Below are 13,430 nucleotides of genomic sequence, written 5' to 3' on the forward strand. Positions count from 1 at the left end.
CTTAACTCCTGGTTAAAGCAATAATGTGGCCGGGGCTGCTGCAGGTGAGTGCTGGTTTGGCACGTAAAAAGCAATCTCTGTGCCAGGCTCAAGACGGCGGATATGTAGCCCTTCGCCGTACAGGAGTTTAACGCGGTGATGCACATTCAACAGGCCAATTTTATTGCCCGGCATTTCATTGGACTCAACGCGTTCAATGACTTTTGGATCGATACCATGACCGGTATCTCTGACGGCAATGCGCACCCGATTACCACATTCCGCCACGCTGATAGTGACCACACCTTTCCCTTTGCAGGGTTGGATCCCATGAACGATGGCATTTTCAACCAATGGCTGAATCAGCAGGCTGGGAATAAAACAGCTGACCTCTTCATCAATATCATAAATAACCGTCAACTTATCGCCAAAACGGGCCTGCTCAATGGCAATGTAATCCTTAATTTGATACAGCTCTTTCTTGATGTCGATCTGCTCATCATCTTTTAATTCAATATTATAGCGAAGATAGCGAGATAAATTAAAAATGAGCTGGCGTGCAGTGTCCGGGTTAAGCCGCACTGACGATGAGATCGCGTTTAACGCATTAAACAGGAAATGGGGATTTATTTTACTTTGTAGTGCCCGCAACTCTGCCTTATTTGCCATTTCACGTAGCTGCTCGGCACGGGAAACCTCAAGCTGAGTTGAGATAATTTGTGACAGGCCGATAGCCATTTCTTGTAATGAGGAGGTGATCTGGTGGGCATGGCAGTAGTAGATTTTCAGCGTACCGGTGACCACACCTTTTTCCCACAACGGTATTACCAGCATGGAGTGTATTTCCGGTGTGCGATGTGCTTCATCATTGTTCTTTATGATGATTTTTCCGTAATTTATCGCCTGCTGGGTGGTAGGGCTAACGAAATCATCGTTATCGCGGTAGTTCAGTTCACCCACGCCGACATAGGCCAGAACGTGCTGGGTATTGGTGATCGCGACGGCATCTGCATGAATATCATGGCGAATAATCTCGCACACCTGGCGTAGCGACTCGCTATTGACCTGACGAAAAAGCGGCAGGGTTTTGTTAGCGATATCCAGCGCCAGTTTAGCCTGTTTTGCCGCACTGGCTTCTTTCTCTCCTTCCACGCTTTGTACCAGCATGACGATAAAGCCGATACAGACGCTGCCAAGGATCATTGGGATACCGATTTTCGAGACAATATCCAGCCCCAGTTCGGTAGTGGGGGCCCAGGCGACCACCAGAATCATGGTCAATGACTCGCAAAGCATCCCGCCTAAAATACCGGCGCGCCAGTGTTGCGCCTTAGGGATTTTTCGGTTGATCCAACCCGCAATACAGCCAGCAAGGATACTGGTAATAAAACAGGGAAGGGCGGTAACACCTCCAATATCAATCAGATAACGGTGTGTACCCGCGATGAGTCCGGTAATGATACCGACCCATGGGCCGAACAGAATTCCTCCTGACATCACGGCAATAATACGCACGTTAACCAGTGAGCCTTCTACCGGTACACCAGACCAGGTGCTGAACAGTGCAAACATGGAGAAAATGGCAGTAACGGCGAGCAGCTCTTTCACCGAGTGGGCTGACTTGTGCAACAGTTCGCGGAACAGGCGGATACGAATCAGGAAAAACAGACAGAACAGCATCAGCGCTGCCCGATCAAAGACCGCCAGCAGCATATTGAATATTTCGTGCACAGGTGACTCTTGCGAAGGGGTTAAACCTCTATGATAGGTAACCTGAGGCAGGATGACCAGCATCCCTGTCAGCATGGACTAATGAGGAAAAACCACAATATTAAAAGGGGATTGTTGCATGATTGTTGTATTTACAATATCTCGCCAGAGAAGGTGGACCTCAACGTAATGTATTTAACAACAAAATGTTAATAATTGGTGATTTCATAAGGGTTGGATATTCATGAATTTCCCGTTTTAGAAATGTTGTTCCTCTTTTATGCCGATAAAAAATATTTTGCTGTACCTCTCGACAGAAGGAAATTAATCAGGCTATTTTCTAAACGTGCCACCATCGTGGCAGCGTCGCTCGGACGGTCCGGGCGCTAACGTACATCTGAGGATATTATGGCTGATTCCCGCCCTGAACGTCGTTTTACGCGTATTGATCGTCTTCCCCCTTACGTTTTTAACATTACCGCTGAACTGAAGATGGCTGCGCGTCGGCGCGGCGAAGATATTATCGATTTCAGCATGGGGAACCCGGATGGGGCCACGCCTCCTCATATTGTCGAAAAACTGTGTACCGTGGCGCAGCGCCCGGATACCCACGGTTATTCAACATCGCGCGGTATTCCTCGTTTACGTCGGGCGATTTCTCGCTGGTATCAGGAACGCTATGACGTCGAGATCGATCCTGAATCCGAAGCTATTGTAACAATTGGCTCCAAAGAGGGGCTGGCTCACCTGATGTTGGCTACATTGGATCACGGCGACACGGTTCTGGTGCCTAATCCCAGTTACCCCATCCATATTTATGGTGCCGTTATCGCCGGAGCACAGGTGCGTTCCGTGCCGCTGGTGGAAGGGGTCGACTTCTTTAATGAACTGGAGCGCGCGATTCGCGAAAGCTACCCGAAACCGAAGATGATGATCTTAGGCTTCCCGTCCAACCCGACGGCGCAGTGTGTCGAACTGGAGTTTTTCGAAAAGGTCGTCGCACTGGCTAAACGCTACGACGTGCTGGTGGTTCATGACCTGGCCTATGCCGATATTGTCTACGATGGCTGGAAAGCACCATCGATTATGCAGGTTCCGGGTGCCCGTGATGTTGCCGTTGAATTTTTCACCTTGTCGAAAAGCTATAACATGGCGGGGTGGCGCATTGGCTTTATGGTTGGCAATAAAACGCTGGTAAACGCACTGGCGCGCATTAAGAGCTATCACGATTACGGAACGTTTACACCGCTGCAGGTAGCCGCTATTGCCGCGCTGGAAGGCGATCAGCAGTGCGTACGGGATATCGCTGAGCAATATAAGCGTCGTCGTGATGTGCTGGTCAAAGGGCTGCATGAAGCGGGCTGGATGGTTGAAATGCCAAAAGCGTCGATGTACGTGTGGGCGAAAATTCCAGAGCAATACGCCGCAATGGGGTCGCTTGAATTTGCCAAAAAATTGCTGAATGAGGCGAAGGTTTGTATTTCGCCGGGGATTGGCTTTGGGGACTATGGTGATACACACGTGCGCTTTGCGTTGATTGAAAACCGTGACCGTACCCGCCAGGCAATTCGCGGCATCAAAGCAATGTTTCGCGCGGATGGTTTGCTGCCTGCCAGTGCGAAATCGACCACGGAAAGTACCGACTGATAACACGATTCCCCAAACGCAAACAGGAGCCAAATGGCTCCTGTTTTTTTGCTGCGTCTTTTTATTTAGATCATCAGGGCGAAAGTACCGGCCCAAACGATGACCATAAAAGAAATGCCCATAAAGAAATATTTCACTTTTCATCTCTCCGCGTACCTGGGGTACGTCTCAATGAACATATGCTTACCTGACAGAGAGCTGATGCGAGCATAAACGAAAGGGAGAATACCCCGCGCTTACTTGGCTGCATCACCTCAGAATTCTGAGCTTTAATGCTCCAGACGGCGCTAATGTACGCCTAAAAATGAGGTGAAACAAGAGGCATTTTTTTATTTAATTTTAGTAACTTACAAGTGTCGTGATTCGGCGACAGTTTAATTTCTGACGGTAATAAATTGCTATTGAGCGACGTGACTGTTACTCAGAGAATTCTCATATCACCTTGAGGTTAATGCGGTTAATTTTTTCGCGGAATTTGATAATGAAAAGGTTAAAAATGACCAGATTAATGATGTTAGCACTTGTTCTTGCGCCATTGACGTCAATGGCGGCTGCACCGCAAGCGTTCAATTTCAGCTGCGCAAGTATTGGTGGTGTGAATAGTGATGGTAAAGGCAATGTATGGATTAATGGCGCAAAAGCGACCATTAAAAGCTTCAATGAAAATTACTGGGAGGCGAAGAGCGGTAAAAATACCGTCTCAATTTCCAGAAAAGATGACGGAAACCCGGAAGTATCCTGGGCTGGCCCAAACCGCAAGCATGGGATTTGTCAGCCTGAGGATAATGTTGATTATTCTCCAGCGAAAAAATCGGCCAACGCCGGTCCGTCTTACTCTTGCTCTGCGGTTCAAAAGGGAAGTGCGGAAGATATTATTTGCCAGAGCCCGTCGCTTTCTGCAATGGACATGAAATTGAACGGGATTTTTAAACAGGCACTGGCTAAATCGAAGAATGACCCGATGCTTAAAGCGGAACAGCGCGGGTGGATCAAAGGACGCAACGAGTGCTGGAAGGAGAAGGATGATGAGCCAGCCTGCATTGCCCGAAGCTATAATGAGCGAATGACTGAACTCCAGAACAAGTGGGGCGTTAAGTAATTTAGCCGTAGAAAAGAAGAAAGGCCTTGCGGCCTTTCTTTTTAGATATACAACGAGGCTTCACCCATCGGGCGCGTTTTGAAGCGACGGTGGATCCAGAGATACTGCTCGGGGGCGCGCATGATCTCTTTTTCGATAATTTTGTTCATATAGGCCGCGGCCAGGTTTTCATCTTCCGGGTAACCTTCCATTTCTGGCGTGATAAACAGACGGTAGCCGGAGTTATCAGATTTTCTCACCATGGTGACGGTCAGCATTTTCGCCCCCGACAAACGTGACAGCACGTAGGTACCGTTGGTTGTCGCAACATCTTTGACGGCGAAGAATGGCGCAAATGAACTGCCTTTACGGCCATAATCCTGATCGGGCGCAAACCATACGGCTTCCCCTTTTTTCAGTGCGCCGACAATGCCGCGCAGATTATTTCTGCCGATCATGGCTTTGTTCGAGCGCATACGGCCGCGGGTTTGTATCCACTCCATTAATTTGTTGTTGTGCGGGCGGTAGGTTGCCATCATTGGCTGGCAAAGCCCCATCACGCGGCCCCCCAGTTCCAGCGACATAAAATGCACGCCTACTACCATTACGCCACGGTTATGCGCCTGAGCGCGTTGCAGGTTGTCCAGACCTTCAACATCAAACCATTTACGCACCCGGCGATCTGGCCAGAACCAGGCCATACCGGTTTCAAGCAGTGCCATGCCGAGTGAGCGGAAGTTTTCGTCGACCAGTTTGTTCCTTTCTTCTTGCGACAGATTCGGGAAACAGAGTTCGAGATTTTTATGGGCAATGGATTCCCGGCGCTTTAAAAATGGGCGCGCCAGCGTACCTGTACGGGTGCCCAGAAAACATAAAACAGGATAAGGGAGTTGCACCAGTAACCAGAGCACACCGACACCGAACCATGTGAGCCAGTAGCGCGGATGCAAAAACGCGCGCGAAAATTTACATTGGGGGAACATAAGCACCTGTTGTTGGTACGAAAATAATGTATCGCGAAGATTCTTTGTCTACAGCGTTACTCTCTGTCACTGAACAGTTAGGTCACTATGAGCGACAATGGTTCCTGTAAAGAGTGTAAAACTGAGTCAGGACAAACCACGAGGGGTATGAATGATCGGACGCACAATGTACACCCGAAGATTAATGTCATCCAGAAATAATTCCTCAAGTTTCGTAAATGTTTTTTGGTCGATAAAAAGCAAGAATAGACTTATAGATAATATGTTGTTTTTATGACGATTAAATAAAGGTCAATGGAGAATGCCCGGTTCAGAAAATGAACAGTTATTGTAGCGAAAATGTTGCTCGAATTGCGAACGGATAGGAATTGTCTTAGACTATAAACTCAAGGATGTGTAAGGACTTACGTCGATTTTTACGGCAGACAGGAGGTAACGCTATGTTCTATTTTTGGACTTTCCTCGCATTGAGCATTCTGTGCGTTAGTTGCTATATTTGGCAGGTAATGGGCGCTGCCGCGTCAATTAGTTCTTTTTTCGGCATGGCTATCCTTACGGCATTAATTTATTTCTTTACCATACGGTTGACTGACGGAAACGAAATGGTAACGGGACTGTTTCTTTTTCTTGCCCCGACATGCGGATTGATCATTCGCTTTATGGTGGGGGACAATAAGCATTAAATCGCAGGTTCATAACTGAAAACGCAATTGTGTACCACATTGACTGATTTTCTGGCTTCCATTTGAGCAAACTAAAGTGCCAGCATCGCTGGCACTTTTTTCTCTCTAAAGCCGATTACCTGGCATCAGCAAGCTGCAACTCCGTGTCCTGTTGTTGGGCATTTTTTCGTTGTTGTTCGAGTTCCAGCGCCCCGCGGTGAGACAGATAGCAGAACAGAATGCAGCAGACAATCCCGCCCATCAACAGATAGAAACCGCCATGCCATCCCATTTTATCGACCATGACACCAAACAGACTGGTTCCCAGCGATGCACCAAAAATGTAGCTCATAAAACCGCGTAATCCGACCGCCGAACCGACAGCAAAGCTGGGGACGATTTCCATGGTCTGAACAGACGCAAGGAACTGGGGCACATAGATCAGGCACCCGACGATGGCGGCAAAAATAGTGACCATCAGCAGGGATTCACTTTTCCAGTAACCGATCAGGCAGACGAAGATCAGCGCCATACAAATCATGGCCAACGGCATGCGACGACCTTTAAACAGTTTATCGGTCAGCCAGCCCGCCAGCAGTGTGGATGGAATTGCGGCCCATTCGAAAAACAGGAACGCCACACTCATTTGTTCTTTCGAGAAATGTTTTTCAGTTAACAGATAAATCGGTAACCAACTGATCATGCCAAAACGCACCATATAGACAAAAACATCTACCAATGAAACATACCAGGCATTTTTGTTACGCAGCACGTAGGTGCAAAAAATTTGAAAGGCGCTCATGTTTTCCGGTGCCTGGGTTACGTGCCGGGCATTTAACACGACTTTTTCTTCCGGCATCATCTGTTCCAGAGCAGGCAAGCCTTCTTCGCGCGGTGAGCCTTTGCCCAACATCAGAACAATAAAAGCAAACAGCACCGCGACACAGGCTGGGACAATATAGCTGGCGCTTTGCCAGTGTTCGCTGCCGAGAATGGCAAAAGCGGCGCCAACAATGGGGGCGACAATACCGCCACCGACGTTGTGTGAGATATTCCAGAATGCGCCAACGCGTCCGCGCTCTTTGCGTGGGAACCAGTTGGCGATGGTAATAAACGAGGGACCGACGCCCATCCCCTGGAACAGTCCGTTGAAGACGACCAGTGCGGCAAAAATCCAGAATCCGGTGCTGAACCCTAAGCCAACGTTGACAATGGCGCACAGGATCAGGCCGCAAGCCATAAAGACTTTCGGGCTGGCTTTGTCTGCCAGGCTACTCATGATGCCTTTACTGATCCCATAGGCAATTAGCATACAACTGCTGAGTAAACCAATCTGTGTTGCGCTGAGATCCAGATGTTCTTTCAGGTACGGGGTAGAGAGGGTGAAGTTATTGCGTACAATATAATACGCAAGATAGCCAAGAAATACGCTAAGTAACGCCTGAATGCGGTATCGACCATAAGTCTCCTGAATTTTCTCTTCCGGGACTTTATTTGCCGATGGCCCTGTCTTAAATATTGATAACATATCATCACCTAAATTTATATTGATGTGAATATCAGGATTTTTCGCAGTGAAGAGTGAAATAGATGGCTAAGAAATTCAAATTGAAGAAATGTGTCACTATTGACTCAATTTGCTGAAAGTGGGACTGATTTTGACCTTTTTGAATTGTGGTGAGGCCAGAGCATATTATTCTTAATGCATTTTTATCATCAGCATGTGCGGGTATTAACAAATTCAAACGACATTTTCAGGTATTCTTTATCTCTGTTATCGCATTCCGTCTGGTTATTTTGATAGCAGTTTTATCTTTTCCATGTGTCGTGATAAACGGGTAAATTTTGTCTCAATATTATTTTTCGAAGATGTTGGTATTTATGAGCAGGATCACAAACAGACTTTTCTGTCGGGGTAGTTTGTTGGCGCTCTCACTGTGTTTTATGTCGCTGTCGGCGACCTGTCTGGCACAGGGGAAGGAGCTGGTGATGGCGACGACGTTTTCCCCGGGGGCAACGGCCTGGATTATTCAGCGCTGGCAAACGGAGCCGGGGTCAGTGATGATCCGCACGCTAAACCGGACCAGTTCTTCTCTCGAACAACTGCTCGATACCGCGAATGCGGAGAACGTTGACCTGATTTTGACCTCTTCGCCGATGCTACTGCAGCATCTTCAGGAGCATCAGAAACTTGCTCCTTTTGATAATGCATTGCCGGAAAGCCAGCGTCTGGTGCCAGAGTCAATACGGTCGACGTCTGTAGCCGTGGCTCTCTCGGGATTTGGTCTGCTGATTAATCGTTCAGCACTGACGGCGCGACATCTGCCACCACCGACGGACTGGGGTGATTTAACGCATCCTAAATATCAAAATGCCCTGCTGATGAGTAGCCCATCGCGCTCCGATACCAATCACCTGATGGTTGAATCACTGCTGCAACAAAAAGGGTGGCAAGAAGGTTGGGCGACATTGCTGGCCAGTGCCGGGAACCTGGTGACCATCTCATCACGCAGCTTTGGTGTTGCGGACAAAATTAAGAGCGGATTGGGCGTTGCGGGACCGGTTATTGATAACTATGCCAATCTGCTGCTCAATGACCCCAATCTGACTTTTACTTACTTCCCACACTCGGCGGTCTCGCCGACCTACGTAGCCGTGCTGAAAAACAGCCCGCGTGCCAATGAAGCACAACGTTTTATCCGCTATTTATTGAGCCCGGAAGGGCAGCGGATCCTTGCAGATGCGAATACCGGTAAATATCCGGTAACGTCGCTGGCAGCAGATAACCCGCGTGCAGCCCAACAGGCCATTTTGATGAAACAGCCACCGCTTAATTACCGTCTGATCCTGAAGCGTCAACAACTGGTCCAGAGGATGTTTGATACGGCCATCAGTTTCCGCCTCGCGCAGCTTAAGGATGCCTGGCGAGCGCTGTACAGTGCGGAAGCTCGTCTGAAACACCCGTTACCCGAAATCAGAGCGCTGTTAACCCAGGTCCCAATCGACGCCAGGAACAGCGAAGATGAAGCCTGGCTTGCTCAATTCGATAATAAAAGCTTTGCTGAACAGCAAATGATGGAGTGGCAACTCTGGTTTCTTAAAAACCAGCGCCTGGCGATATCAAAACTGGAAGAACTACAATGAAAGGCGGTTCGCTATGGCAACGTCTTCGTCAGCTCAGCATCAGCAGCAGTTTGCGGGGGGCTTTTTTGACGGGGGCTTTACTGACGCTGAGCGTGAGCTGTGTCAGTTTGTATTCCTGGCATGAGCAAAGCTCGCAAATCCGCTATTCGCTCGATGACTATTTCCCGCGCGTACATTCCGCTTTTTTGATTGAAGGGAATCTTAACCTGGTTGTCGATCAGCTTAATGAATTCCTGCTTGCCCCCAATACGACCGTACGGCTGCAACTGCGCAATCAGATCATCGAACATCTGGACAAAATTGAACTGCTGAGCCGGGGATTGCAACCCGCGGAACAGCAACAGCTGGCGGTGATTTTGCAAGATAGCCGGGCATTGATGACCGAGCTGGACAGGGTGCTCTACAACATGTTCCTGGTACGCGAAAAAGTCAGCGAACTTTCCGCGCGAATCGACTGGTTACATGATGATTTCACGACCGAACTGAACTCTCTGGTGCAGGATTTCACCTGGCAGCAGGGAACGTTGTTGGATCAAATTGAAGCGAAAAATGGCGACGCGGCGTTGTACCTGAAACGCGCCAGGGAGGTGCAGAATGAGCAGCAACAGGTGTACACGCTGGCAAGAATTGAAAACCAGATTGTCGATGATTTACGCGACAGGTTGAATGAACTGAAGTCAGGTAGCGACGACGGCATGCTGGTCGAGAACCATATTCGCTATCTGGAAAATCTGAAGAAAACGGCGGATGAAAATATTCGTACCCTGGACGACTGGCCCAGTACTATCACGTTGCGGCAAACCATCGACGAATTGCTGGAAATCGGGATGATGAAAAATAAAATGCCCGATACGATGCGCGATTATGTCGCGGCGCAAAAAGCGCTGGTTGATGCCAGTCATGCCAGAGAAGCTACACTTGGTCGTTTTCGAACATTGCTTGAGGCTCAGTTGGGAAGTAGCCATCAACAAATGCAGATGTTTAACCAGCGACTGGAGCAGATTGTTCGCGTTAGCGGCGGGCTTATTTTGCTGGCGACGCTGTTGGCGCTGCTTCTTGCCTGGGGACTAAACCACTACTTTATCCGTTCACGGTTGGTGAAGCGTTTTACCGCGCTCAACCAGGCCGTGGTGCAAATTGGTCTTGGCAGAACCGATGCCTCGATCCCGGTTTATGGTCGTGATGAGCTAGGGCGCATTGCGGGGTTACTGCGCCATACGCTGGGTCAGCTCAATACGCAAAAAAGTCAGCTTGAACAGGAAGTGGCAGAGCGTAAGGAGATTGAAGCCGATCTGCGAGCGACCCAGGGCGAATTGATTCAGACGGCGAAACTGGCGGTGGTCGGACAGACCATGACCACGCTGGCCCACGAAATCAATCAACCACTGAATGCATTGTCGATGTATCTGTTTACTGCGGGCAGGGCAATTGAACAGGAGCAGTTGGCGCAGGCCAGAAGCACGTTAACCAAAGCCGAAGGACTCATTACCCGTATCGATGCCATTATCCGCTCATTGCGACAGTTTGCGCGCCGGGCAGAGCCGGGGGCACCGCTGCATCCGGTCGATTTACGGCAAACCTTCAGCGCGGCCTGGGAGTTATTGTCTATGCGGCATAAACCGCAGCAGGGTACGCTTTCGCTGCCGGTTGAGCGCGTGTGGGTTATGGGCGATGAGGTGAGAATTCAGCAAGTTCTGGTAAACATACTGGCAAATGCGCTGGATGCCTGTCCGGTTGCCGCGAAGATTGACGTTCACTGGCAGGTTGAGGGCAGCACGGTGTGTGTATTTGTCAGCGATAATGGCCCCGGCTGGCCTGGTGCGCTGCTACCGTCGCTATTAAAACCGTTTACCACCAGTAAGGATGTTGGTCTCGGTATTGGGCTATCAATTTGCGTCTCGTTAATGACGCTGATGAACGGCGAGCTACGCCTGGCATCGACACTGGGGCGCAATGCCTGCGTGGTACTGCAATTCAACCTGACGGATGTAGAAGATGTTGAGTGATGAATATTCTGTTCTGCTGATTGATGATGATGCCGATGTCCTTGATGCTTACACCTTGTTGCTTGAGCAGGCAGGCTATCGGGTATGCGCGTGCAATAACCCCTACGATGCCCGAAATTGGCTACAGGCTGACTGGCCCGGTATCGTCCTGAGTGACGTGTGTATGCCCGGCTGTAACGGTATCGAACTGATGGCTCTTTTTCATCAGGATGATAACCAACTGCCGATCCTGCTGATTACCGGACATGGTGATGTGCCGATGGCGGTGGATGCGGTGAAAAAAGGGGCATGGGATTTTCTGCAAAAACCGGTCGATCCCGGTAAGCTGCTGTTGCTGGTTGCACAGGCGTTGCAGCAGCGAAAATCTGTGATTGCCCGTCGTCATTACTGCCAGCAAAAGCTGCAGGTTGAACTGGTTGGCTACAGCGACTGGATAAATCAGTACCGTCAACGGCTGCAGCAACTGGCAGAAACGGATCTTGCCGTCTGGTTTTATGGGGAACCCGGGACGGGACGTATGACGGGAGCCCGTTATTTGCATCAGTTGGGGCGTAGCGCCCAGGGGCCGTTTATCCGCGCAGAACTCACCGCCGGGAACACCGCTCAGCTCGGTGAGCTGATTGCTCAAGCGCAAGGTGGGACGCTGGTATTAAGCCATATAGCGTGTCTGACGCGCGAGCAGCAGCACCATTTGGTTCACCTGCAAAGTCAGGAGCGGCGCCCTTTTCGGCTAATTGGTGTTGGCACGACATCGCTGGTGGAACTGGCGGCAACAAACCAGATCGTGGCCGAACTCTATTACTGTTTCGCCATGACGCAAATCGCCTGCCAGCCTCTATCCCTGCGCCCGGACGATATTGAACCGCTATTTCGCCATTACCTGCAAAAAGCCTGTCTGCGTCTGAACCACCCCATTCCGGAGGTCGACGGGGAATTGCTAAAAGGGATGCGACGTCGTGTGTGGTTAAGTAATGTGCGAGAGCTGGCAAACGCCGCAGAGCTTTTTGCCGTTGGGTTGCTGCCATTGGCGGAAACCGCTAATCCGCAGTTGCATATGCCGGAACCGACACCGTTGGATCGCCGGGTTGAAGAGTATGAGCGGCAAATCATTACCGAAGCGCTAAATATTCATCAAGGGCGTATTAATGAAGTAGCAGAATATCTGCAAATCCCGCGCAAAAAACTGTATTTGCGGATGAGAAAATACGGGCTAAGTAAAGAGCATTATAAGTTCTAGAGAGAAGATGTGCGGTTATGATAAGGGCAATTGAATGAACATCTGAGTCGTCACCTCATTATTAGAAAAAATGCCGGACTCATTATCCGGCATTTTTCACTTACCACATTAAATCGTCAGGTACGACGAAGTCAGCATACGGATCGTCTTCGTCTTTCGCTTCCTGACTCAGCTCGCAATTTAAGACGATGTAGCTGTCGTCGCGCTGCGCAATTTTATCGGCAACTACGGCCGGGATAATAGCATATTCGCTGTCACGCTCGCTTTCAGCAGTCAGCCGGGCAATAGCCAGACGTCCTTTAATCAATTGCGCCTGTGTCACCTTATCCACGTAGATTTTTTTAATCAGATTATTATCGGTGAAGTTATACCCAATATCACCTTTGGAAATGGTGATTTTGTTCATTTCAATAAGCTGCTTAATCTGCGCTTTGTATTCTTTCGATAGCGTCGCTTGTTTCTGTTGATCGCTTAACTGCTTATCCCGTTCAATTTGTGCTTTTTTATTCTCTTCAACCGCTTCTCTGGCTTCACGGGCCTGAACGCGTGATTTTTTCGCCGTTCTCTGCACTTTCGCCATTTTTTTGCTGGAAACTAAGCCAGCTTTCAGCATCTGTTCTTGTAGGGTGAGTTTTGTCATTTTTGCATCTGATCCAATAAAATCGTTGTCAGGATTATAACCTTAACGTCCAACGGGATGCCAGAATACGGGGTTTGCCAAACCGGTCTGGCTCCTGTCTGGCATCGCGAAATGCTCAGGCGCTAAACGGCGGAGGAGAAACTGTGTGGAGCTATGGCAAGTACCGTGATGGTGAAATAAAACAGAGCGTTGCGTTCTAGATGTGATGGTGTCCCCTGCAGGAATGTGATTGATGAATTAATTAGTTGATTTTTATGAATATATAAATAATGGAATTAAAATTCTATACACTTAGTTATACACATAAAAAAATTAGTGCTTTTATGGACTAGGTGTATTTTCCC

General features: G+C 49.1%; 11 protein-coding genes. 6 read left to right on the plus strand and 5 right to left on the minus strand.

Going from position 1 to position 13,430, the window contains the following annotated elements:
* Positions 1 to 12 precede the first annotated feature (12 nt).
* Positions 13 to 1,710 carry a sensor histidine kinase gene (locus EHN13_RS10515; RefSeq protein ID WP_086523807.1) on the minus strand — a complete coding sequence of 566 codons (1,698 nt, stop codon included), beginning with the start codon at positions 1,708 to 1,710 and terminating at the stop codon, positions 13 to 15.
* 387 nt (positions 1,711 to 2,097) lie between these two features.
* On the opposite strand from EHN13_RS10515, the gene alaC reads away from it, so the two are divergent.
* A complete protein-coding gene (gene alaC, locus EHN13_RS10520; protein ID WP_124021363.1) occupies positions 2,098 to 3,336 on the plus strand; it encodes an alanine transaminase in 1,239 nt (412 codons plus the stop codon).
* A gap of 65 nt (positions 3,337 to 3,401) precedes the next feature.
* Here alaC and ypdK read toward each other — a convergent pair whose 3' ends face one another.
* Complete coding sequence (gene ypdK, locus EHN13_RS10525) at positions 3,402 to 3,473, minus strand: membrane protein YpdK (RefSeq protein ID WP_010723117.1); 72 nt, start codon at positions 3,471 to 3,473, stop codon at positions 3,402 to 3,404.
* 344 nt (positions 3,474 to 3,817) lie between these two features.
* Between ypdK and EHN13_RS10530 the strand changes: the two genes are divergently transcribed.
* Positions 3,818 to 4,435: a lysozyme inhibitor LprI family protein gene (locus tag EHN13_RS10530; protein WP_061068243.1), complete on the plus strand. Its 618-nt coding sequence runs from the start codon at positions 3,818 to 3,820 to the stop codon at positions 4,433 to 4,435.
* Positions 4,436 to 4,476: 41 nt separating this feature from the next.
* Here EHN13_RS10530 and lpxP read toward each other — a convergent pair whose 3' ends face one another.
* Positions 4,477 to 5,397, minus strand: a complete 921-nt coding sequence (lpxP, locus tag EHN13_RS10535) for a kdo(2)-lipid IV(A) palmitoleoyltransferase (RefSeq protein WP_124021364.1) — start codon at positions 5,395 to 5,397, stop codon at positions 4,477 to 4,479.
* A gap of 440 nt (positions 5,398 to 5,837) precedes the next feature.
* Between lpxP and EHN13_RS10540 the strand changes: the two genes are divergently transcribed.
* On the plus strand, positions 5,838 to 6,080 hold the full coding sequence (locus EHN13_RS10540; RefSeq protein WP_048211012.1) for a YfdY family protein: 243 nt from the start codon (positions 5,838 to 5,840) through the stop codon (positions 6,078 to 6,080).
* Positions 6,081 to 6,195: 115 nt separating this feature from the next.
* On the opposite strand, the gene pgtP is transcribed toward EHN13_RS10540, so the two are convergent.
* On the minus strand, positions 6,196 to 7,587 hold the full coding sequence (pgtP, locus tag EHN13_RS10545; protein ID WP_040231431.1) for a phosphoglycerate transporter PgtP: 1,392 nt from the start codon (positions 7,585 to 7,587) through the stop codon (positions 6,196 to 6,198).
* Between the two features lie 416 nt (positions 7,588 to 8,003).
* On the opposite strand from pgtP, the gene pgtC reads away from it, so the two are divergent.
* The 3 genes from pgtC to pgtA are packed head-to-tail and all read left to right on the plus strand — an operon-like array spanning position 8,004 to position 12,446.
* Positions 8,004 to 9,203, plus strand: a complete 1,200-nt coding sequence (gene pgtC / locus EHN13_RS10550; protein ID WP_105242214.1) for a phosphoglycerate transport regulator PgtC — start codon at positions 8,004 to 8,006, stop codon at positions 9,201 to 9,203.
* On the plus strand, positions 9,200 to 11,209 hold the full coding sequence (gene pgtB / locus EHN13_RS10555) for a two-component system sensor histidine kinase PgtB (RefSeq protein WP_124021365.1): 2,010 nt from the start codon (positions 9,200 to 9,202) through the stop codon (positions 11,207 to 11,209). Before pgtC ends, pgtB begins: the two co-directional genes overlap by 4 nt.
* The gene (gene pgtA / locus EHN13_RS10560) at positions 11,199 to 12,446 is read left to right on the plus strand and encodes a two-component system response regulator PgtA (protein ID WP_061068241.1); all 1,248 of its coding nucleotides are present in this window, start codon (positions 11,199 to 11,201) and stop codon (positions 12,444 to 12,446) included. The genes pgtB and pgtA overlap by 11 nt, the downstream gene beginning before the upstream one ends.
* Before the next feature lie 100 nt (positions 12,447 to 12,546).
* On the opposite strand, the gene EHN13_RS10565 is transcribed toward pgtA, so the two are convergent.
* Positions 12,547 to 13,086, minus strand: a complete 540-nt coding sequence (locus EHN13_RS10565; protein ID WP_061068240.1) for a DUF2058 domain-containing protein — start codon at positions 13,084 to 13,086, stop codon at positions 12,547 to 12,549.
* Positions 13,087 to 13,430 lie beyond the last annotated feature (344 nt).

The sequence above is a fragment of the Citrobacter youngae genome (genome assembly GCF_003818115.1).
GTDB classification, from domain to species: Bacteria; Pseudomonadota; Gammaproteobacteria; order Enterobacterales; family Enterobacteriaceae; genus Citrobacter; species Citrobacter youngae.

Coding starts and splice junctions, on each gene's coding strand:
- alaC (WP_124021363.1), top strand. CDS start 2,098: ATGGCTGATTCCCGCCCTGAACGTCGTTTTACGCGTATTGATCGTCTT.
- EHN13_RS10530 (WP_061068243.1), top strand. CDS start 3,818: ATGAAAAGGTTAAAAATGACCAGATTAATGATGTTAGCACTTGTTCTT.
- lpxP (WP_124021364.1), bottom strand. CDS start 5,397: ATGTTCCCCCAATGTAAATTTTCGCGCGCGTTTTTGCATCCGCGCTAC.
- EHN13_RS10540 (WP_048211012.1), top strand. CDS start 5,838: ATGTTCTATTTTTGGACTTTCCTCGCATTGAGCATTCTGTGCGTTAGT.
- pgtP (WP_040231431.1), bottom strand. CDS start 7,587: ATGTTATCAATATTTAAGACAGGGCCATCGGCAAATAAAGTCCCGGAA.
- pgtC (WP_105242214.1), top strand. CDS start 8,004: ATGTCGCTGTCGGCGACCTGTCTGGCACAGGGGAAGGAGCTGGTGATG.
- pgtB (WP_124021365.1), top strand. CDS start 9,200: ATGAAAGGCGGTTCGCTATGGCAACGTCTTCGTCAGCTCAGCATCAGC.
- pgtA (WP_061068241.1), top strand. CDS start 11,199: ATGTTGAGTGATGAATATTCTGTTCTGCTGATTGATGATGATGCCGAT.
- EHN13_RS10565 (WP_061068240.1), bottom strand. CDS start 13,086: ATGACAAAACTCACCCTACAAGAACAGATGCTGAAAGCTGGCTTAGTT.